Source organism: Flavobacterium sp. ACAM 123, assembly GCF_000264055.1.
Classification (GTDB): domain Bacteria; phylum Bacteroidota; class Bacteroidia; order Flavobacteriales; family Flavobacteriaceae; genus Flavobacterium.
Window position 1 is genome coordinate 35,665 of sequence record NZ_AJXL01000001.1, and the last position, 21,064, is coordinate 56,728.

20 protein-coding genes and 1 riboswitch are annotated in these 21,064 nt (G+C 34.8%); of the genes, 11 read left to right on the forward strand and 9 right to left on the reverse strand.

Annotated features, from left to right (window positions below; genetic code table 11):
* Positions 1–83: 83 nt before the first annotated feature.
* Positions 84–461, reverse strand: coding sequence for a hypothetical protein (locus A3SG_RS0100185; protein ID WP_016987988.1), 378 nt, complete (start codon positions 459–461; stop codon positions 84–86).
* 167 nt (positions 462–628) lie between these two features.
* On the opposite strand from A3SG_RS0100185, the gene A3SG_RS0100190 reads away from it, so the two are divergent.
* The 5 genes from A3SG_RS0100190 (at position 629) to A3SG_RS22825 (ending at position 3,226) form a co-directional block, all read left to right on the forward strand.
* On the forward strand, positions 629–1,195 hold the full coding sequence (locus A3SG_RS0100190) for a pseudouridine synthase (protein WP_016987989.1): 567 nt from the start codon (positions 629–631) through the stop codon (positions 1,193–1,195).
* 76 nt (positions 1,196–1,271) lie between these two features.
* Entirely contained in the window at positions 1,272–1,724 is a 453-nt protein-coding gene (locus A3SG_RS0100195; protein WP_016987990.1) for a tRNA (cytidine(34)-2'-O)-methyltransferase, read from the forward strand.
* Positions 1,725–1,838: 114 nt separating this feature from the next.
* Positions 1,839–2,069, forward strand: a complete 231-nt coding sequence (locus tag A3SG_RS22815; RefSeq protein ID WP_029596512.1) for a hypothetical protein — start codon at positions 1,839–1,841, stop codon at positions 2,067–2,069.
* Between the two features lie 14 nt (positions 2,070–2,083).
* A complete protein-coding gene (locus tag A3SG_RS22820; RefSeq protein WP_029596513.1) occupies positions 2,084–2,635 on the forward strand; it encodes a hypothetical protein in 552 nt (183 codons plus the stop codon).
* Positions 2,636–2,680: 45 nt separating this feature from the next.
* The gene (locus A3SG_RS22825) at positions 2,681–3,226 is read left to right on the forward strand and encodes a hypothetical protein (RefSeq protein WP_029596514.1); all 546 of its coding nucleotides are present in this window, start codon (positions 2,681–2,683) and stop codon (positions 3,224–3,226) included.
* A 222-nt stretch (positions 3,227–3,448) separates the two neighbouring features.
* Here A3SG_RS22825 and A3SG_RS0100215 read toward each other — a convergent pair whose 3' ends face one another.
* The 4 genes from A3SG_RS0100215 to A3SG_RS0100230 all read right to left on the reverse strand — a co-directional run bounded on the left by A3SG_RS0100215 (position 3,449) and on the right by A3SG_RS0100230 (position 7,094).
* On the reverse strand, positions 3,449–4,234 hold the full coding sequence (locus A3SG_RS0100215; protein ID WP_016987991.1) for an ABC transporter ATP-binding protein: 786 nt from the start codon (positions 4,232–4,234) through the stop codon (positions 3,449–3,451).
* Positions 4,235–4,457: 223 nt separating this feature from the next.
* On the reverse strand, positions 4,458–4,721 hold the full coding sequence (locus A3SG_RS22040) for a GxxExxY protein (protein ID WP_232226217.1): 264 nt from the start codon (positions 4,719–4,721) through the stop codon (positions 4,458–4,460).
* A 248-nt stretch (positions 4,722–4,969) separates the two neighbouring features.
* The gene (locus A3SG_RS0100225; RefSeq protein ID WP_050979811.1) at positions 4,970–5,950 is read right to left on the reverse strand and encodes an iron ABC transporter permease; all 981 of its coding nucleotides are present in this window, start codon (positions 5,948–5,950) and stop codon (positions 4,970–4,972) included.
* Positions 5,951–6,002: 52 nt separating this feature from the next.
* Positions 6,003–7,094: an ABC transporter substrate-binding protein gene (locus tag A3SG_RS0100230; protein WP_029596516.1), complete on the reverse strand. Its 1,092-nt coding sequence runs from the start codon at positions 7,092–7,094 to the stop codon at positions 6,003–6,005.
* Positions 7,095–7,231: 137 nt separating this feature from the next.
* A riboswitch (cobalamin riboswitch) is annotated at positions 7,232–7,494 on the forward strand.
* Between the two features lie 99 nt (positions 7,495–7,593).
* On the opposite strand from A3SG_RS0100230, the gene A3SG_RS0100240 reads away from it, so the two are divergent.
* Positions 7,594–9,546, forward strand: coding sequence for a TonB-dependent receptor plug domain-containing protein (locus tag A3SG_RS0100240; RefSeq protein WP_029596517.1), 1,953 nt, complete (start codon positions 7,594–7,596; stop codon positions 9,544–9,546).
* A gap of 296 nt (positions 9,547–9,842) precedes the next feature.
* On the opposite strand, the gene A3SG_RS0100245 is transcribed toward A3SG_RS0100240, so the two are convergent.
* On the reverse strand, positions 9,843–11,288 hold the full coding sequence (locus tag A3SG_RS0100245) for a S41 family peptidase (RefSeq protein WP_016987997.1): 1,446 nt from the start codon (positions 11,286–11,288) through the stop codon (positions 9,843–9,845).
* 127 nt (positions 11,289–11,415) lie between these two features.
* Between A3SG_RS0100245 and A3SG_RS0100250 the strand changes: the two genes are divergently transcribed.
* The 5 genes from A3SG_RS0100250 (at position 11,416) to A3SG_RS0100275 (ending at position 15,513) form a co-directional block, all read left to right on the forward strand.
* A complete protein-coding gene (locus tag A3SG_RS0100250; protein ID WP_016987998.1) occupies positions 11,416–11,925 on the forward strand; it encodes an RNA polymerase sigma factor in 510 nt (169 codons plus the stop codon).
* On the forward strand, positions 11,912–12,367 hold the full coding sequence (locus A3SG_RS0100255; protein WP_016987999.1) for a hypothetical protein: 456 nt from the start codon (positions 11,912–11,914) through the stop codon (positions 12,365–12,367). Before A3SG_RS0100250 ends, A3SG_RS0100255 begins: the two co-directional genes overlap by 14 nt.
* A 14-nt stretch (positions 12,368–12,381) precedes the next feature.
* On the forward strand, positions 12,382–12,912 hold the full coding sequence (locus A3SG_RS0100260; protein WP_016988000.1) for a DUF4252 domain-containing protein: 531 nt from the start codon (positions 12,382–12,384) through the stop codon (positions 12,910–12,912).
* Between the two features lies 1 nt (position 12,913).
* Positions 12,914–13,450: a DUF4252 domain-containing protein gene (locus tag A3SG_RS0100265; RefSeq protein ID WP_029596518.1), complete on the forward strand. Its 537-nt coding sequence runs from the start codon at positions 12,914–12,916 to the stop codon at positions 13,448–13,450.
* Between the two features lie 1,841 nt (positions 13,451–15,291).
* Positions 15,292–15,513, forward strand: a complete 222-nt coding sequence (locus A3SG_RS0100275; protein WP_255347637.1) for a DUF6371 domain-containing protein — start codon at positions 15,292–15,294, stop codon at positions 15,511–15,513.
* A gap of 36 nt (positions 15,514–15,549) precedes the next feature.
* Here the strand turns inward: A3SG_RS0100275 and A3SG_RS18725 are convergent, their stop codons facing one another.
* The 3 genes from A3SG_RS18725 to A3SG_RS0100285 are packed head-to-tail and all read right to left on the reverse strand — an operon-like array spanning position 15,550 to position 21,056.
* Positions 15,550–16,386, reverse strand: coding sequence for an efflux RND transporter periplasmic adaptor subunit (locus A3SG_RS18725; RefSeq protein ID WP_232226219.1), 837 nt, complete (start codon positions 16,384–16,386; stop codon positions 15,550–15,552).
* A gap of 34 nt (positions 16,387–16,420) precedes the next feature.
* On the reverse strand, positions 16,421–16,723 hold the full coding sequence (locus tag A3SG_RS22045; protein ID WP_232226221.1) for a hypothetical protein: 303 nt from the start codon (positions 16,721–16,723) through the stop codon (positions 16,421–16,423).
* 1 nt (position 16,724) lies between these two features.
* Positions 16,725–21,056 (reverse strand): CusA/CzcA family heavy metal efflux RND transporter, encoded by a 4,332-nt coding sequence (locus tag A3SG_RS0100285; RefSeq protein ID WP_016988004.1) that lies wholly within the window; start codon positions 21,054–21,056, stop codon positions 16,725–16,727.
* Positions 21,057–21,064: the final 8 nt, after the last annotated feature.

Below are 21,064 nucleotides of genomic sequence, written 5' to 3' on the forward strand. Positions count from 1 at the left end.
GGGCTAGATTTATTAATTAGAAAATAAAAAAAGCCAATAAAAAACAATCGTTTATATTGCCTTTGCAGCGGTGTCAGTAGCTTTTATTCATTCTCTGATTTCATGTTTCCTCGATCCTTGTGATTATCCTTTAGGGAGTTAGGGTAGCGATTCACGGTGATATCTGAGTTTAGGTCTTCGTTCTCCACTGTTTTCATTGCTTCTGCCTCATTAGTGACTCCTCGACGCAAGCTTGCGTTTTCATTATATTTGCGTTCTTCATCAGGAATAGGAGTAGTTAATCCATCAATATTTCGGGCTCGGTGTACAGTCGTTTTATTTCCTTCGGTATCAATTTCTATTTCGTCCGTTAGAATAGAATCTGGCGCTTTTTCCATATCTGATGGTTGCTTTGCTTCAGAATCTTCATTACTATTATGTGCATAGAACTCTTTTTTTGAGGTTGTATTTTTATTTTCCATGATGTAAAATTGTACGAGTTTTTATTTTAAAATCAAAAAATAGCACTTTTAGACGAAGGAAGTAAATCATTTAACATCTCTTTTAGATTGTTAAAATGTAATGAATGGATATTTATATGCTAATAAAACAATACTATCTTTGTGTTTGATAAAATTAAATAAAAGCAATGTCCCATCAGCATTTCATTCTTCATAAACCATACGGTTATTTGAGTCAGTTTATCTATGAACAGAAACGAAAAAAGAAATTGCTAGGTGAATTGTATGATTTTCCTAAAGGAACGATGGCAATAGGGCGCTTAGACGAGGATTCGGAAGGGTTATTGTTACTCACCACGGATGGGATGATGAGTGAAATCATTCGCTCTAAAAAAGTAGACAAAGAATACTATGTTCAGGTGGATGGCATTATTCATCAGGAAGCCATTGAGAAAATGAAGTGCGGTGTGGAAATAGGTTTCAACGGAACCAAATATGTTACAAAAAAATGTGAAGCTTCTTTGATAAATGAACTTCCTGCCTTTGGTGCCAGAGGTAAAAAAATACGTGACGCACGGCACGGACCCACTTCTTGGGCTTCGGTAACGGTAAATGAAGGCAAGTTTCGCCAAATACGTAAAATGACTGCGGCAGTTGGATTTCCTACCCTCAGACTGGTTCGTGTACGAATAGGAAATGTATATTTGAATGATTTACAGGCTGGAGCAGTAATTGAAGTTGAAAATTTCCAATAGTAAAAGTCAATGGCAAGGGCAAAAAATAAATTATATACCCCAACTTTAAAATTTCTAACCTCTAACTTAAAATCACATGTTAAACATCGTCTTAGTAGAACCCGAAATACCCAATAATACCGGAAATATTGGTCGATTGTGTGTAGGTACCGGAAGTCGCTTGCACTTGATACATCCTTTTGGTTTTGTAATCAATGATAAAAACTTAAAACGATCAGGATTGGATTATTGGGTACATCTTGATGTTACTGAATATCATAATTCAGACGAATGGATTGCTCAAATTCAAGACACTTCACGTGTTTTTTTAATGAGCTCCCATGCCGAAAAATCATATTTGGAGATTGAGTTTCAAGACGGAGATTGGTTGGTTTTTGGAAAAGAAAGTAAAGGATTAAGTGAAGAATTTTTAGCTAGATTCGAGAATCATCTTAAAATTCCGATGTCAAACTTGATTCGGAGTTTTAATATCGCTAATTCAGTTGCTTTTGTTATTGGCGAAGCCAAAAGGCAAATTATGCTCAAGTAATACAATAGTAGCAGAAGTTGCAAAGGAACTGTATTGTTAAGAATGCGTTTTATATTTTTGAGTATGGCATTTGCATGTTTCGACAAATAGTACTCCTTTTAAAAATCCTTTTCTATGATTGATAAAGTTTCTTTACGAAGTGAGATTTTTAGACATTTAGATCGTTTAGTGACGGCTCCGGTAGCCTATTCCTTGCATAAAAGCTGGAGTTTTATCATTTTACTCTATAAAAAGGAAGGGACTCTGGGTCAGCTTATTTCTCGCTTTAAAGCTAACCAAAGCTATCTTAATATTGGAGTAGGGGTTTTGTATTCTCTAGGATTTCTCCATGAGAAAGAGAGATAAAATATGAGATTGTAATGCATATTGAGGGCACTTTGGTTGGACCAGCTTCAGTGCGATTAGGTATGATCGGTATGTTTCATAAATTTTTTCTGGAGATATCCTTCGGACCTGAGGAATCTCATAAGTTCCCTGATAATTTTAAAACCATGTTGGATTTCTTTGTGCATTTAGTCTGGTTTACCTTAAAGGTCAGAAATTATTTACTCAGGGAAGTGGGATTGTTTTTTGCCAAAAGAGCAGCCGCTTATGGTGTGACGGTTTCTTATTCGCCAATTCGTTGTAAAATGAATAATGTGCTTTTTGGCAATGCTCGTATTTTAAAGACGGTTGCCGACGCGGAAGATGAAGTTCATGTACACCTTGAAATGAACGTTTGGAGAAGCAGTTACACATATGAGTCCTATTTTAAAGTGGTGGACAAAATCGCTATGAAATTATTTAATTTGCCCATAGAAGATCAGTCAAAAAGGGTTCTAGATAAGGGTTGCGGCAATGTAGCCTTTTTAGAACATGTCTTCGCCGTAATCGAAAGGCAAACGTTAAAAGGTCAGATGCTGCCTAATTAGCCGCTATTTCTAGCTGGTGCAGACTATAACCAAGCGGCTCTAAAAGTGACTCGAGCTAATCTGATTAAAGCCGATATTTGGGCCAAAGTTATTTGGGCAGACATAGGTCGTCCCGACTTGTTAGCGGATGACTTAATGGAAAATTACGGTATCGATTTAAAAGATTTATTGAATGTAAGAACCTTTCTAGACCACAATAGGATTTGGGAAGAACCAAAGCACATTAGTATGGACAGAATAAGTCAATCCACTGGAGCTTTTGCACATAAAGGAAAGCGAGTGAGTAATAATCTGGTGGAGGATAATCTTGTGGAGCATTTTAATAAATGGTCTCCCTATGTTAGGAATTTTGGTTTGCTCATGATCGAATTACACACCATTCCGCCCAGTGTAACAGCTACAAATCTTGGAAAGACGGCTGCAACGGCTTATGATGCGACCCATGGTTTTTCAGATCAATACATCGTGGAAATCTCCGTCTTACATAAAGCAGCTGCCGAAGTGGGATTGTATCCTGACAATCAGTATTTTAAGCGATTTCCGGATTCGAATACTGCTACAGTGAGTATTAATTTATTGAAAGGAAAGTAGAAAATAATTAGTGTTCCGTTTTTTAGTGTCCAGTCTCAATTATCGAGGTTGGAGTTTTTTATTATAAGTTTCAACTCTAGTTTTTACAATAAGGCTAACGCTCAGTCCTATAAAAAGTTTCACACCCAGTTTTACACCCAGTTCTATAAAAAGTTTCACACCCAGTTTCACACCCAGTTATTACATCCAGTCTCCTCCTCCTGCGGAGGGGGCGGGGGAGGATCACACAATCACAAACTTCCCTTTATTTGAATCAAAAACAATATGTTCATCTTTGAATAGGGTATTGAAAGTTCCTTTGGAAATAAAATTGCAAGGTTCGTCTTGAACCACAGTTTCGGGAGTCATAATGATCATTTCATCGCTCAATTGTATGGCCATATCGATATCATGGGTAGAAAACAGAATGCATTTATTTGTTTCCTGAGTGAGCTTTTTCAAGAGTTTGAATAGCGACACTTTATGTAAGAGATCCAAATGGGTAGTAGGTTCGTCTAAAATTATTAGTGGAGTGTCTTGTGCGAGAGCTCGAGCAACTAATGCTTTTTGTAATTGACCATCACTGATTTCATAATGTTTTTTGGTTGCCAAATGACTGATTTGAGTCAGTTCCATCGCTTCGTTAACCCTGGCAATATCAGTTTCCGTCAGTTTTCCAATCCAATTAGTATACGGCTGTCTTCCTAAAGCAATCAGCTCGAAAACAGTCAAATTGCTAGGCGGTAACTTTTCGGTTAGCACCACACTTAGGTTTTGAGCTACCGTCAAAGCATCTATTTCATGAATGTTTTTTCCGTTAAGTAAAATAGTTCCTGAAAGCGGTTTTTGAATCCCGGTTATTGTGCGAAGCAAAGTTGATTTTCCAATTCCATTGGCACCAATTAAAGCAATTAGTTTTCCAGATTTTAAATTCAAGTTTAGGTTTTCGGCAATAATAGTAGTCTCCGCTTTGGAAGTATAGCCAATGCTTAGATTTGATGTTGTAAGTATGTCTTTATTACTATTCATTTGTATAACTCATAGTTTTTTAGACACATAGAAACATAGGCCTTTATTGTGTCGAGATAATTATAGATTTGAAACTAGGTCTCAAACATAGTAAAACAACATAATTCTATAGTTTCAATGTGTTTTGTTTTTATTAAATTTTATTTCAACAAACTGGGTTTAATTTTCTGGCAAATTTTTAAAATATTCATTTACAAAAGTTTTGTGTCCGTCTTTAAAAATATTAAAACAATTGAAATTTATAATAATTCCTTTTTGGAGCTTTTAAAAGTTTCATATAAGTTTGAACTTGAGCTTCAATTATGGGATTTAATTGTAACATCGATTTTAGCTCTACAACCAGACAGTTGTCTATAAATAGATCACATCTAAAATCAATTTCCAACTCTCTATTTTTATATATCAAAGGGACTTTCATTTTTGAAATGAATTTTATTTTTCTTAATAGTAATTCTTCTTTCAAACATTGATGATAGACACTTTCCAATAATCCTCTTACTATAGCTTTATGAACTTCTATAGCTGCACCAATAACTTCGAAGGTAGTTCATTTAAATATTTTTGAGTAATCATTTCCAGTATTTTAGTTTTTGCTATGAACCCCTTCTTGGGCTTGTCTATCTCAACCTTTTTATTCGCGTAAAGTTAAGCCTATCTTTTTATGTGTTTTTTAAAAAAAAAACATTTGTATTAAGCTCTGTAGCCAAAAGTATTTTCACCTCATTTAATTAAAACCTATCCAATCATTTTTCGTTTTCTAACTAACAACCATATAACAATCGGTGCTCCAAAAACAGAAGTAACAGCATTAATTGGCAGTGTAATATCTCCTCCAGGAACTTGTGAAATACTGTCGCAGATAAGCATGATACTCGCTCCAAAAAGTAAAGTACTCCAAAATAGTATAGTGTGGTTACTGGTTTGAAAAACTAATTTTGCAATATGTGGAACTGCGAGTCCTATGAAGGCAATGGGACCCGCAAAAGCAGTGATACTCCCTGCCAAAACACTGGTAGCAAAAATAATGATAAGCCTTGTTCTTTTATAATTTAACCCTAAACTACGGGCGTAATTTTCTCCTAGCAACAGCGCATTTAATGGTTTGATACTGAAAAGACTTAGAATGAGTCCAATAAGTACACAAACCAATAAAATGCCAATGGATGTCCAGGATAAATTACCTAAGTTCCCTAAAGACCAAAAGGTGAATTTTTGCAACTGTTCAGCGGTACTAAAATAAGTAAGTGTTCCCACAATTGCGCTTGTTAAACTGCCGAACATCAGCCCCACAATCAAGATAGCCATCGTGTCTCGCAAGCGATAAGAGACTGCTAAAACGGCCATTAAAACCAAAAAACTTCCAAGGCTTGAAGCCAATACAATTCCGTAGGAGGAGAGCATTATGGCAGTAAGAGATTGCGGTAAAAATGCGGCTCCAAGAATCACTGCAGCAACACCTAAACTAGCTCCTGAACTCAGTCCTAAAACGTAAGGGCCAGCCAAAGGATTCCTAAATAAAGTTTGCATCAATAACCCACTAACTGATAATCCCATACCCACTAATATTGCGGCAATGGCTTTGGGTAATCTATAGTTTACGATGATATAGTCCCAGGTTTCTTTGCTCGTAACTCCTCCGGTGAGACTGTTAAATACTTCTTTTAGGGGTATGGAAACAGAACCCAAACTAAGGTTGACCATAAACAGGCAACCCATTCCAATGGTGAGGATAGTGAAGAGAGCGGTATTTCGATTTGTATGATTCAATTTATTCTAATTTCTGAAAGAAAAAAAGCGTGTGGTTTGGTACTAATTCTGGATGGAAAATCTTTATGAAATCTTTTAAAACCCAGTCTGGACGGGTAGGAGACCATTCGAAATAGAGGATACCTCCTTTTGCTCCTTTATTTACAGCATACGAATATACTTTTTTATTTTTAAATGATTCAAATTCCTGATAATGCGGATTGCTGTCGCTCATTTGTTTTAAAGAAGAAAAATCACCGGGGGCAATCCAGAATTCAGCTTGCTGCGCTTTTTCTAAAATAACCTCAAAAGGCAGGGATGCACTGCCAGTACCTTTCGAGTCTTTCCATAAATAATCCGCTTGAGCATCTTTTAAAAATAAAGCTGCCCAACTTTCGCCTTGCGGAACATACCACTGATCTTGAAACATTGCTCCACTAAGAACCGTTGGTTTTCGTGTCGCTTTTTTGGCTAAAGCCAAAGTGGCATTGTATTCTTTTTCAATTTCGATAAAGACTGAATTCGCCTTCGAGTCTAGTCCATATAAAGCGCCAAAAAACTTAATCCATTCGGCTTTTCCAAGAGGAGATTGTTCCGTCCAATCTCCATTGAACATCACTTTTAAACCACTTTTTTGTAAAATATCTAAAGAGGGATTGCTGTTGTTTAGTCCGAAACCAACAATCAGATTTGGCTGCATATCAATTAGCACTTCGGTATTTAGATTTTCGTTTTTCCCCACTTCTCTTACCTTTCCAGCATCAATGCGTTTTCGCGTTTTTTCAGAAGAAATATAATCGGTATTCGGGAATCCAACGAGCGTATTCTCAACACCTAACATTTCTAATGCTGGAACGTGCGTGGTCGAGGTTACAACTATAGATTCTATAGGTATTTGGATTGTGGTAAACTGCTTGATGCTATCTGGAATAGTTCCGTTTTTTTCTTGTAAAACATAGATAAAATTTTCTTTGGCTCCAGGCCAAGGCGTGGTAATTTTAACAACTGAATAGCCATTATACCTATAGATTTCGAATCCTGTAGCATATTGAATTTCATTTTTTACGGTTGCCGTTTCAGCGCTATAAATTTCCTTTTTATTTTTGCATCCGATGGCAAAAAAGGCAACAACAAAACAGTGATTTTAATTAGATTTTTTTCTTATAAAATAGATTTCTAGGAGTTGCAAAGGTAATCTTTAATTACCTTTTTAAAAATCAAATTTTATTTTTTATTCGGTGGATAAAGCTATATTTGCAGCCGTATTGAGGTTGCTGTTTTGTGATTTAAAACGGCATTAAAAGGGAATCAAGTGCAAATTTAGGAACTACGAAGTTAGATTTAGGAATGTAAATTCCAAACCGTAATTCCAAATTAAAATTCTTGAGCTGTACCCGCAACTGTAAGCTATTAAGCTTGTTGTTATCTACAAAACCACTGTTTCGATTATTTGAAATGGGAAGGTAAACAACAAGACGCAAGCCAGGAGACCTGCCTTTTACATCGTGTATCAAACTTTCGGGAAAAAAGGTTTGGGTATGGGTTATTTCATACTTTCTTCCCATTTTTAGTCATGTAACGGCAAGAGTCGTTATTAAAAATGTTTTATTAAAATGAACAACAAAATCGTTCGTATTAGTGCGTTGTGCGTGCTAATGAGTGCTTGTGCTTTTGCGCAACAAAAAGAAACAACTTCTACTCCTAATGAGTTAAATGAAGTTGTAATTTCAGATTCTAAATTTGCTTTGGCAAAAGAAAAATCAGGAAAGGTAATTGTGAAAATTACGGCTGAGGAATTGTCTAAGAAATCCGGTCAATCTCTTGCCACTATTTTAAGTACTGTTGCAGGTGTTGAAATTAACGGAAACCAAAGTAGTGCTGGAAAAAATTTGGGCTACTATATTAGAGGAGGTCGCAACCGCCAAACCCTCATTCTAATTGATGGGATCCCTGTAACAGATGCTTCTGGTATTAATTTAGAGTATGATCTTCGTCTGATTCCTGCAGAACAGGTGGAAAGTATTGAGATCATGAAAGGAGCGGCAAGTACCTTGTACGGTTCAGGTGCTGCAGCCGGAGTTATTAATATCACTCTAAAAAAAGCAGGAAAGAAAGCAATTGCGGGAAATGCCTATATGAACGTTGGGACGCAAACCACAGCAGATAGAACTAACTATCGTCCCGAAGACTACAACCAAGGGCTTTCTGTAAATGGAAATTTGGATAAATTTAATTATTATGCGTCTTTAAACAGTACAGAGACAACAGGGATTTCTGAAGCGGCTGTTGCTAAACCAGCGGCTTATGAAGTTGATCGTTTTTCCCGATTAAACTCCTTGATCAAACTGGGTTTTACGCCAACAAAAAAGCTGTCATTGGACTTTTTTGCAAATTACGATAGAATGAAAAATGATTTTGACGGAACATTTGATAATTTCAATAACCCTGACACCCCATTAAATGTTTCGACTTCAGAACAGTTTCGTCTTGGGTTCTCTCCAAAGTACAAGTACGAAAAAGGCGAGTTTGTATTGAATTCAAGTTTTAATACAATCCTAAGGGACTATAATACTTTTAATAGTTATTCTAATTCGGTAGACATTAGCGATTATAAATCGAGAAGCGTTAATGTGGATGCATTCAACAAATATTCTTTTAGTAATCAATTTTTTGTAGTAGCAGGAGGGCAGTTTCAGTTCCATGAAATGGATTCGAATACACCATATGATGCAATTGCTTCGGAGTCTGCAAAATTTAATTCTATTGATCCTTATTTGACTGCAGTCTATAATTCTGATTTTGGTTTAAATCTTAATGTTGGTGGGCGTTTAAATATGCACAGTGTCTACAATAGTAATTTTGTATTTAATGTGAATCCATCGTATTCTTTTTCTGAAATTCCATTGAAACTATTGGCATCTTACAGCACGGCGTATATTACGCCAAGTCTCTACCAATTGTATTCTCCTTATGGAAATTTGGAATTAACTCCTGAGGAAAGTGCTACTGTTGAGGCAGGATTTGAGGTTTCATTATTAGATAAAAAATTGACTTTTAATACTATTACTTTTTACAGAGAAGAGCAAAATCCATTTGGATTCTACACTAATCCAGATACTTATGCTTCAAATTATATCAATATAGTGGGAAGAAATAATGCGAAAGGAGTTGAAACTATGGTTGCTTATTCTTTTTCGAATGCGTTGAAGGTTAATGCAAATTATACATTTACTCAAGTGGAAGAACCTTTAAGTAGATTAATTCCTAAACACAAAGGAAATGTTTCCTTAGACTATCAGGCAACCGCACGTTCTTTTTTTAATATTAATTATCAGTTCGTTGATAAAAGGAAAGATGCTTTCTTTGATGGCGGAACGTTTGCTACCACAGCTGTTCTTTTAGACTCTTATCAGTTGGTCAATGCAATGGCTAAATATGATTTGATTAAAAACAGATTGAATGTATTCGCGTCCGTAAACAATATCTTAAATGAAGAATTTGTTGAAACGGTTGGATATAGTACAAGAGGAAGAAATTTTAAAATAGGAGTAAACGTTTTGTTTTAGTCGGTTTTTCTTGAGAATTAAAAAAGGCTTTCAGTGATGAAAGCCTTTTTTAGTTTTATCTTCTTTCCAGTTAATGATACAAAAGGAATTTATATTTTATTCCAATGTATCGTGGTATTCTACAACTTGTATATTCAATCGATTAAAAAATATGCAGATGTAGTACTACGCTAATTTATGCTTTGGTCCAAAACGTTCTGTTATCATGCAGTTGGATTACAGAAAAGATATAAGCGGTATGAAGCGAAAGTGGTGTCAAACATCCTAGACACTATCTTTTATTTACAATTGGTGTATTAGTCCAACGCTTTTAAAATACCTTCTGGCGCTTTTTCTAGATACATTTGGTTTTGCAACCCATTCAAAGATTTTGTATCTTTAAAATAGTTGAATTCTTTTTCAGGACTTTGCTTGAGCATTTTGCCTGTTCCTGTAATTTTTCCTATCGCAGTACTTAACAAAGGTTCGGTTTTGTTTCCAAGGACATCTAAATTCCCCAAATTTTCTTTAAGTAGATAAGTAGGTGTTAGTCCGTCGAAGTAATCCCCGAAACCGTCTGCATTTACTATTTTTAAGACGATTGGCTGCATGGCATAGCGGTGATTGGGATTTCTATTTTCTGTTCCAAAAGTAGGGGAGTCGTATAGCGTGACAGAACCTACGTTTTTACCAGTAGTGACATCTCCTATTTGTACAACATCCATATAAGATTTCAATCCGTTTATAACTAGCTCACTTGCTGAAGCGGAACTTTTTGTTGTAAGGATGTAAATTTTGTTCAGATTCAAACTGTTTATGGCTGTGCTTCCTATCTTATCTGTAAACAGGTTTTTTAACGCGTCAGGATTATTGGATTCAAAATAGCTATTGATTTTTGGATTCCATTGCTGCTTTGCAAAAACTTTTCCAGTGTATTGCCCGGTAATCATGCTGGCTAGACGGGTAGCAGTAAGCACAGATCCACCAGAATTATATCTTAAGTCAAGAACTAAGTCGGTCACGCCTTGTGATTTTAAACTTGCGAATGCCTCGTTTAACTTATCGTCATAATCGGCATAAAAACCATTATACATCAAGTAACCAATTTTATGTGTTCCATTAGTGATGACTTTATTGATCAAAATTGGATTTTCGGCTAATACTGTTTTGGTCAATGCAACCGATTTTCCATTTGAGGTAATGGCTCCGGCATTATAATCAGCTAAATTCAGCGTGTAAGATTCTAAGGCTAGCAAAGATTGGTAATTACTTACCGTAAGTTGCGTTCCATTTATCCCATTAAAAATTGTTCCACGTCGAATGTCTTTTGTTGCTGCATCTGAACCCGGAATAATATAGCGCACATAGCCAAATATTTCGGTGGTACTTCCAGCTTTGTAAACTAATCCAAATTCAGCACCATCATTTTTAGTGGTTCCTTGCAATGCTCCTTCAAGTTCTAAATAATCATCTACGATCCAGCTGAATCGATCGATAGACTTATCGACTCTTAAGGCATTAAATAATTCTTCAGGAACAGGATACCCTCTTAGGAAAGTGTTTAACTCATTTTGTGTTGCAAAGCGATCATCAGATAAGTTTGGTACATCCGCTTGCCATAAATAATATTGGTTTAGTCCTTTCCAAATAAAATCCTGAACTTCCAGATTTATCGGTGCCGCAGTGTCATCCATGTCTTGACAGCTTTGGAAAGAAAAAACAACTAAAAAGAGTAGTAATGCAAATTTAAAAGTAAGTTTCATATCGTTGGTATTATTTCCTTAATCTACGTAAAAATACTATCTTTAGTTTTAATTTTGCAATTTTTTGTAACAAAAATAAAACTGCTTCGTCTTGAAAGTATAAGGGAATCTAATAATGTATTGATTTATGAATGAAATAGAGTTTCTACGGATTACGGCTCCATTCAAAGACAAAGTCTTTCGATTAGCAAAACGATTGCTAATAAGTACAGAGAAAGCTGAGGATGCTACTCAAGAGATTTTAAGTAAATTATGGATTAAAAGCGAAAACTTATTTAAGTTCAACAGTGTAGAGGCGTTTGCCATGACGATGACAAAAAATTATTGTTTGGATCAGTTAAAGTCAAAAAGAGCTCAAAACGTAAAGATCAATCATGATAATTATACTGACAAAGCACCAAGGTTAGATAAAGTAGTGGAAGATGGTGACAGTTTGAATTGGGTTGAAAAAATTATTAATCAATTGCCGGAACAGCAAAAAATGCTAATACAGATGCGGGATATTGAACAATATGAGTTTGAAGAAATTGCAAAAATATTGCAAATGAACGAAATTGCTATCCGAGTGGCGCTTTCAAGAGCAAGAAAAACAATAAGGGAAAATATGACTAAAATCCACAGTTATGGAATTGAATAAAATAGAAAGAGTAGTCGAAAAATACTTTGACGGCGGGACTAGTAGTGAAGAGGAGAAAGAGTTACGAAAATATTTCGCTTCATCTGATGTTGCGCCTCATTTAAAACAATATAAGCCAATTTTCGGATATTTTTCAAATGCAGCTGGGCACGAGTTAACGCAAGAAATTCAGGTTTTTCCTAAATTTCAGCATAAAAAACAAACTAAACTTTGGTTGTCGATTGCTGCTTCAATAGTTGTTTTAGTTATTGCTGGAACCTATGTTTATTTTGAAAGGGAAGTTTCAAGCCAAGATCTTGGAACTTGCGACAATCCAGAGGCAGCGATGAAAGAAACACAAAAAGTATTAACAATGTTGTCCAGTCATGTGAATGTTGGCATAGAAAGTGTTAAAGATTTAGAACAATATGAGAATTCAAAAGATTTAATTTTTAAACAATAATAAATAGAATAGAAATGAGAAAAGTTATAATTACATTAGTACTTGCATTAATAACAAGCCCATTTTTTGCGCAAGCCGCTTTCGATAAATTTGACGGGCAAGATGATGTCACTTCGATTATCGTAAATAAAAAAATGTTTGAATTGATGAGTAAGGTTAAAGTGGACGCTTCTGATAGGGAAACGCAGCAATATATGAATTTGATAAAAAAGCTGGACAATCTAAAAGTTTTTACTACCAGTAGTGTTAAAGCGACTACTGATATGAAGTCAGCTGCTGAGAAGTATGTAAGAACGGCAGGTTTAGAAGAATTGATGCGAGTCAATGACAGCGGTAAAAACATCAAAATATTGGTAAAATCCGGAGCGACAGACTCTCAAATTAAAGAATTATTAATGTTTATTGAAGGTGGAAGTAAGGCAAACGAAACCGTTTTGATGTCGCTGACAGGTAATTTTGATTTGAATGAAATTTCTATTCTTACCGATAAAATGAGAATTCCAGGAGGAGACGATTTAAAGAAAGCAACTAAAGGAAAGAAATAATATGAAAAAGTTTTATAGCATCACGATATTTATGTTTTTGTTAGTTGTAGGCTGTAGTTCAGAACCTACGCTACAAAAGTATTTTGTAGAAAACACGGAAAATAAAAATTTTATTGTTTTAGATGTTTCTCCAAGTGTCTTAAACGTAGACAGAGCGAAATTATCTGCAGAGCAAATTGAAGCTTTAGATTCATTTGACAAAATGAATGTTTTAGCATTTAAGCTTAATGAAACTAATAAAGTGCAATTTGAAGCAGAACGGACCAAGGTTAATAAAATTCTAAAGAACAAAAAGTACCAAGAACTTATGAAGTATGGTTCTGGTTCGATAGGGGCTTCAATTAGCTATGTAGGGTCAGAAGAGCATATAGAGGAGTTTGTATTGTTTGCAAATAGTAAAGAGGCTGGATTTGCTGTAATACGGGTTTTAGGTACCGATATGAATCCTAATTCTGTTGTCACATTGATGTCTGTTTTGAAAAGTTCTAATATTGATATGGCACAATTAAAACCTTTAGAGGAAATGTTTAAAAAATAAAACAAGATATTATTAATGAGAAGCGTCCCTGCAATTTGTTGGGACGCTTTTTTTATAGATTTTACTATAGGAAAGGTAGCAAAAGTGAGGGTATAGAAACTATTTTTTACGATTGATAAGTAGTATTTAAAGCGTATCTGCTACTTGCTTACTGTGAAAGCTATAGTTTTTTATGTACCACGGGATGTTTAGTTTTTTTAATTCTAAGTTGAAAGTCCATTTGTAACAGAATTCTGTTAAATTGTTAATTCTGGGGAATAATTGAAAAATCACTAAAAGTTGGTATTGTAAAAAAGTTCCTATCCTTGTTTCTTTGTATTAGAATAAGAAGGGTCATTTTTGGGCTGTTTCTACAATTTAAATTAATGTTATATCATGGATCGGAAACACAATTTAGCTAATATAGGTCTGTCAAGAACGAAGCATAAGAATGACACACTCTTTTTGTATTTAGGTGTTTTTTTTATTGTTGCTGTGGGATGCTGCATCGCATTTTTGTTATTTAGTTTTTTTTAATAAAGCAAGGAGGATAGGTATTCAAAGAGTGTCTGGAAAAAAGGCAGAAATAAAAGAGCTAAAGCAAGATTTGCTGTTTATAACGTTGTTTTTATTCGTGACCATATTTGCAATGGATATCGTTTTTCCCAATAAGGCGCCGCTTTAAAAAAAACAAACGCTATTAAACTAAATTGAAGCAAGCTTGATTATTTTAGTAGTGTCTACGGGTGGAATATTACTCTCATATTAGCATATTTCAGACAATATTAAAATATACTGTAAAGCATTTATTTCTGATTATCAAACAACATTTAAATAACACTATATACGATTGGGGTCGACTAACGGTTGGCTAAATTTTTATAGGCAGATGCTTATATTGTTCTTCGATAAAAAAAAGCCAATTTATAACCTCTTAAATAAAATCGTAGTTTAGAGTTATAAAAATCAAAATACGATGAGTAAAAATAATTATTTTTCTAATACATCTGTTTTATGACAGCTTATTACTTTGATAAGCGACTTTTGCAAACGCGGCTTTTTGCTTTGAAGTAAAATGATAGAGTGAAGTGAGATTACCTTAAAGGTAAGAGTGATCTCATCTATTTCATAAATGAAGTTCTTGGATAAATTTTATAGACCACATTATTAATATACTGAGTCAAAGAAGCTAAATGGAAAAGTGGACAAACATGTAGAAAGAAAAACTAAGTGAGATTTTGTAGATAGGATTTTTTATAAATATAATACTATTGTAGTAGTTCAGTTTTTAAAAAACATTAGGAAAAATGAGACTACTTTTTCGTTCTACAAAGGGAATAAAAATAAATCGATGCTTGGTTCATTGCTGTGTGACTGATTCTCCTTAAACATAGAGACGTAGGCTTTTTGAGCATATCCGGACGGGTGAAAAGGATATGCGCCTTTACAACTACTTCAGCAACCTGACTACCCGTGATCTTCGTTTCACCAAGCATCGATACAATTTTTATTAGATTAGATTAAATCGTCTAAAACAAAAATACTGAAGTTGAAATTTTTTCAGCATTTTTACTTTTATAATTATGACATTTGATTTATACTGATTAGATGTGTATCTCAATAGCAAAGTTACAATACTTTTATTAAAAGTAAGTTACATAGTTATTCAGTTTTATTATATCATTTACAGGTTTATACACTGACCATAATAAATAAGCTAGGAAGCTATTATCAAGATTATTTTTTCCTAATTTTCCTAATTTTGAAAAAGTAGTGTTCTAAAATTTAAGTCAATTTCTGTAATTGCAATGTTTATATTTTATTGCTATCCTGATCTAACCTTCTAATAATCGGGCTTTAATATTAATCAATGTTTATTTGGTTTGCACCTGATAAATGAAAGCAACCAAAAGACTATTGCAGTTGTTGAAAGCGAGAAAACAGCCGTTTTAATAAGTGTTTTTAAACCTCAATATACTTGGGCTGCAACAGGAATGAAAGGCGGGTTTAAATACGAAAATTTGAAGCCTATTAAAGAGTTTAAAATTATTGCGTTTCCTGATAAAAGCGAGTTTAACGATTAGCACAATAAAGCACTATCTAAGGCAGTGAAGGTTGTTTTATTCTTCTACATTTTTCATTTTCATTAAAAGGGCATATGCGCCTTTGATAACTATAGATGCTTCTTTTAAATCAGCTGAAATTATCTCGGTGAAGTCATTATCTGTATTTCCAGTACTCACTTCTTTCATTTCATATTCCTTGTTTCCTTTGTCTACAAAAACATAATTTTTATTTTCAAAATTGACAATGGCTTCTGATGGTAATACATTAGATTGTTGGCTGTGCAGTTCTACTTCGGCATTCATATACATGCCCGGCAAAAGGGCTTTGTCATAATTGGTAAAATGACAATGTATTATGGTAGTTCTATTTTCAGAAAAGTCCTGACCAATCAGAATAATTTTACACGGATATATTTTGCTTGGATTCGTGTTTGTATAAGCAATAAGTGATTGACCAATAGCCAATTTATTAATGTCTTTTTCAAAAACGGTTAGTGCTAAATGGATATCTGTTGGATTTACAATTTCGAAAAGTATATCACTTGGGCTAACATATTTGCCAATATTCACATTGACTTTAGATACATAACCGCTTATTGGCGAATAAATATTAATGCTTTTTGAAATGGTTTTGGCTGATACGCTATTTGGGTTGATACCTGCAAACTTTAGTTTCTCTGCATAGGACTGCACCATTACGGAAAGCGAATTGTATTCGGCTTTTGCTTGTTGGTATACTTTGTCGCTACTGGCTTTACTTTGGTTGAGTTCTTTTTGTCTTTCAAATTCTGCTTTGGCATAGCCAATTTTGGCTTTCGCCAAAAGATAATCTTCCTGTAATTGAATGTATTGTTGGTCTTCCACTACACACAATACCTGACCCTTTTTCACATACATTCCTTCTAATAATTCAGTTTTTTTTAGGTTAGCCGCCCATTGGAACACTTATAGAGACTAAATTTTGCGGTGGCACATCAATTTTTCCGTTTAACTTGAGAGTTGTCGAAATTTCTCTTTGCTCTATTTTTCCAGTTTGAACACCAGCGTTTTTTATTTGGGCATCAGTAAGTGTTGTCGTATTTTCGCTAGTTGGTTTGGCTTCAGCTTCGTTTTCTGTTTTTTTGTTTCCACAGGAAGAAAAAATTAAAACGGATATAATTGCTATAAATAGATGTTTACTCACCATTTTACTATTGTTTTTTTGGTGTTCGTTACTTTTTGATTTCATTTTATTTTGATATTAAATTCATTAGAGAAATGATTGTGTGATTTTCTTTTCTGACCGCTTCAATATAATTGCTTTGAATTGCTGTATTTTGATTGATGAGCATTACCCATTCCAAATAATTGATATCACCATTGATAAATTTTTTATTGGCGGCAGCCGATACCAAATCTGCATTCTTCAAAGCTTTATTTTCATAATAAGCAAGCGTTTCTTTTTGCTTTTTATACTCTTGAAGCAATTCCTGATACTGATTTTGTAGTTTTAATTTTTCATTAGTCAAACTATTTTCGGCGATTTGAGTGTTAATTTCAAATGCTTTTTGTTTGTTTGTTATAGCGGAATTAAATAGCGGTAAAGCAATCCCGAATTGACCGTAAATTCCAGTATTACTATCTTGAAAGCTAGTATTTGTTTTAAAAGTCTGCCAATATACACCACCAATAAATTCAGGTAATCTTTTCGACTTTTCTAAGGAGACGACCGCTTTACTGTGAATGATTTCTTGCTCTTTTAATTTGATACTTGGTTGCTCTGCGATTATGCTTTGATCCCTACTTTCTAAATATTCCATTTTGAAAATAGGTGCAAAAGGGATAAAAGTAGTCTCTGCATTCAACAAATAGTTGAACTGCAATTGCAGTATTTTAGAATCAGTTTGTATTTCCTGCAACTGCAGCCTTATTTGTCCCGATTGATTTTCGGCAGTGGCTTTTTCTAGGATATTGCTTTCTCCTTTTTCGAAACGAAGCGCTGCTATTCGCAAAAATTCGGAATAAAGACTGTCACTTTTAAGCAATATTTTTTCTTTTTCTTTGAGATAAGCAATTTCATAAAATAGTATTGTCACTTGCTTTGTCAAATCTTTTCGCTGTAAATCTTCATTCCACTGGCCTGTTTTTGCATCTTCCACTAAAAGCTGTTTTTGTCTTTTGTAAACTGTTGGGAATTTTATGCTTTGTGAAACACCAATTTTTATATCATTTACAATACCGTTAAACTGACCGTATTCGCTGATAATTCCTGTATTAGGAATATCATATCCCGTTTTAGTCATTTTTTGTAGATACTCGGAGTTTAGTTTTCCGTTTTTGATTTTTATATTATTTGTAAGTGCGGTTTCGATCGCTTTCTCAATTGTGATTTTTTCTTGTGCATTACTATTTTGAAAAAAGAAAAATAATCCAATTGCTACTATGGTTGTGATAGATTTTATCTTTTTAGGCTTTACTTTTATTCCTTTTTCGAACATTATATATAAAATTGGTAACACAAATAAGGTTAGGAATGTGGCAACAATTAATCCACCGATTACGACGGTTGCCAATGGTTTTTGTACTTCGGCACCAGAGCCATTGCTTAGCGCCATGGGCAAGAAGCCAAGTGATGCGACAAGCGCTGTCATAAGAACGGGGCGTAAACGTATTTTAGTTCCTTGCAGAACAATCGCTTTCAAATTAGTCTCTCCTGAATTTTTGATGCGATTGAATTCGGCAATCAAAACCAAACCATTCAAAACGGCAACCCCAAATAAGGCAATGAAACCTACACCCGCGCTAATACTAAATGGCATTCCACGCATTGCCAAAAAGAATATTCCTCCAATCATCGACAATGGAATAGCCGAATAAATTAATAGTCCTTGCTTAACTGATCTGAAGGCAAAGTACAAAAGAATAAAAATTAAGATTAGCGAAATGGGAACAGCAATTAGCAATCGGTCTTTTGCTGCATTTAGATTTTCAAAAGCACCACCATAAGTAGGGTAATAACCCGCTGGAAAATTTATTTTGGTGGCAACCTTGTCCTGCAATTCTTTTACAATACTTTGCACATCGCGTCCACGAACATTAAAACCAACTACAATTCTACGTTTGGCATCTTCTCTTTGTATTTGATTTGGGCCTTCGGTAATTTCAACTTTAGCTAACTGTGATAATGGAATTTGCGAACCGTTTGGAGTAGGAATTAATAAATTTTGAACGTCTGCTACGCCTTTTCTTTTTTCTCCGGCCAATCGGACAACTAAATCAAATGATTTTTCGTCTTCATAAATTAATCCTGTGCTTTGTCCAGCGAAGGCTGTGTTTACTATTCGATTAATATCTTCAATATTTAAATTATATTGAGCAATGGCAGGGCGATTGTAGTCTATCACAATTTGAGGCATTCCCGTAACCGTTTCCACGTAAAGGTCGGAAGTGCCTTCCACGGTATTGACGATTTTACCTAATTTAGTAGCATATAAAGCCAAGGTATCTAAATTTTCACCATATATTTTACAAACTACATCTTGTCTTGCACCCGTCATTAATTCATTAAAACGCATTTGTACTGGATATTGAAATCCATAGGACACACCAGGCACAGCTTCGAGTTCTTTGGCCATTTTTGCTGCTAATTCATCGAAAGTGGATGCTGATGTCCAATCACTTTTGTCTTTTAAAATTACCATCATATCGCTGGCATCGATAGGCATAGGATCTGTTGGCACTTCACTACTTCCTGTCTTTCCGACTACTTTTTCTACCTCGGGAAATTTCTCCAATAATATTTTGGCGCCTTGAGAAATGGCTGTCATCGAAGTTTGTAGATTGCTTCCGGGTAAAACCCTTGTTTCCACAGCAAAGTCTCCTTCCTCTAGTGAGGGCATAAATTCGCCACCCATAAAGGAAAGTGTAACAAGGGCTAGAACAAATAATGATAACGTTGTTCCTATTATAATTCTTGGAATTCCCAATGCTTTATTCAAAAGGGGCTGATAGAAATTTTCTAATTTCTCCATCATTCTATCTGAAAAATTTTGTTTGTGGGTAATTGTTTTATTTAAGAATAATGCCGTCATCATAGGAATATAAGTTAATGACAGAACAAAGGCACCAAACAAAGCAAAAGCGATCGTTTGCGCCATAGGTAAAAACATTTTTCCTTCAATACCACGTAATGTAAAAATGGGAATGTAGACAATCAAAATTATCAACTCTCCAAAAACAGCTACATTACGCATTCTTGTTGCTGTTTCTAGCACGACACCATCCATTTGATTTTGAGTTATTTTACCTTGCTTCCTACTGTGTAAACTAAATAAACAGGCTTCTACAATAATTACAGCGCCATCTACAATTAGTCCAAAATCTAATGCTCCTAAACTCATTAAATTTCCACTTACGCCAAATATATTCATCAGGATAACCGCAAACAACATCGCTAACGGAATAACTGAAGCAACGATTAATCCTGCTCTTATATTTCCTAAAAAAAAGATTAAAACTAGAAGGACAATTAACGCACCTTCAACTAGGTTTTTACCAACAGTTGCAATGGAATTGTTTACCATTTTTGTTCGGTCTAGAAACGGTTCTATAATTACGCCTTCGGGAAGGGTCTTGCGTATTTGTGCAATTCGTTCTTTAATATTTTTGATGACAATATTACTGTTGGCGCCTTTCAGCATCATTACTATTGCGCCAGAAACTTCTCCTTCACCGTTGTAAGTCATTGCTCCGTAGCGTATGGCACTTCCAATACGAACATCGGCAACATCACGAATGAATAAAGGAGTTCCGTTAGCGGTGTTTTTAATAGCAATATCTTTTATATTTTCAATCGTATTAATTAATCCTTCAGTTCGGATGTATAAGACTCTGGGTCCTTTTTCGATGTATGCACCACCCGCATTTTGATTGTTTTTTTCTAACGCGGTGAACACATCAGCAATAGTAATATTATGTGACTTTAGTTTATCGGGGTCAATGGCAACTTCATATTGCTTTAATTTCCCTCCAAAGCTCGATACTTCCGCAACTCCTTCAACTCCTATCAACTGACGCCGAACAATCCAATCTTGAATGGTTCGCAATTCGGTGATATCATATTTTTTCTCAAAACCTGGTTTTGTTCGTACCACATATTGATAGATTTCCCCAAGACCCGTGGTTACAGGGGCTAATGTGGGTGAACCAATCCCTTTAGGGATTTTATCTTTAACAGCACTTAGTCGCTCCGTGACTTGTTGCCTTGCCCAATATACATCAGTAGCATCATCAAAGACAATGGTTACCACAGACAATCCGAAACGCGAAAAGCTGCGAATTTCTTTTAATCCGGGAATATTACTATTGGCTTGTTCAATTTGAAAGGTAATGAGTCGTTCAATATCGGTCGCGCCTAATGATGGCGCCGAAGTGATTACCTGTACCTGATTGTCTGTAATATCTGGAACGGCGTCGATGGGCAATTGCGTAAATTGATAGGCCCCATACCCGATAAGTACAAGCGTAAATAACCCAACAATGAGTTTATTTTTTATAGAAAATTCTATTATCTTATTCAGCATAATTTTTT

Excerpts from the sequence above, each read along its gene's own strand:
- A3SG_RS0100185 (WP_016987988.1), bottom strand. The coding sequence starts at position 461 with ATGGAAAATAAAAATACAACCTCAAAAAAAGAGTTCTATGCACATAAT.
- A3SG_RS22815 (WP_029596512.1), top strand. The coding sequence starts at position 1,839 with ATGATTGATAAAGTTTCTTTACGAAGTGAGATTTTTAGACATTTAGAT.
- A3SG_RS0100285 (WP_016988004.1), bottom strand. The coding sequence starts at position 21,056 with ATGCTGAATAAGATAATAGAATTTTCTATAAAAAATAAACTCATTGTT.
- A3SG_RS0100255 (WP_016987999.1), top strand. The coding sequence starts at position 11,912 with ATGGAATTGAATAAAATAGAAAGAGTAGTCGAAAAATACTTTGACGGC.
- A3SG_RS22045 (WP_232226221.1), bottom strand. The coding sequence starts at position 16,723 with ATGAAATCAAAAAGTAACGAACACCAAAAAAACAATAGTAAAATGGTG.
- A3SG_RS0100250 (WP_016987998.1), top strand. The coding sequence starts at position 11,416 with ATGAATGAAATAGAGTTTCTACGGATTACGGCTCCATTCAAAGACAAA.
- A3SG_RS0100225 (WP_050979811.1), bottom strand. The coding sequence starts at position 5,950 with ATGGGTTGCCTGTTTATGGTCAACCTTAGTTTGGGTTCTGTTTCCATA.
- A3SG_RS22820 (WP_029596513.1), top strand. The coding sequence starts at position 2,084 with ATGCATATTGAGGGCACTTTGGTTGGACCAGCTTCAGTGCGATTAGGT.
- A3SG_RS0100190 (WP_016987989.1), top strand. The coding sequence starts at position 629 with ATGTCCCATCAGCATTTCATTCTTCATAAACCATACGGTTATTTGAGT.
- A3SG_RS0100245 (WP_016987997.1), bottom strand. The coding sequence starts at position 11,288 with ATGAAACTTACTTTTAAATTTGCATTACTACTCTTTTTAGTTGTTTTT.
- A3SG_RS0100240 (WP_029596517.1), top strand. The coding sequence starts at position 7,594 with ATGAACAACAAAATCGTTCGTATTAGTGCGTTGTGCGTGCTAATGAGT.
- A3SG_RS0100215 (WP_016987991.1), bottom strand. The coding sequence starts at position 4,234 with ATGAATAGTAATAAAGACATACTTACAACATCAAATCTAAGCATTGGC.
- A3SG_RS0100195 (WP_016987990.1), top strand. The coding sequence starts at position 1,272 with ATGTTAAACATCGTCTTAGTAGAACCCGAAATACCCAATAATACCGGA.
- A3SG_RS0100260 (WP_016988000.1), top strand. The coding sequence starts at position 12,382 with ATGAGAAAAGTTATAATTACATTAGTACTTGCATTAATAACAAGCCCA.
- A3SG_RS0100265 (WP_029596518.1), top strand. The coding sequence starts at position 12,914 with ATGAAAAAGTTTTATAGCATCACGATATTTATGTTTTTGTTAGTTGTA.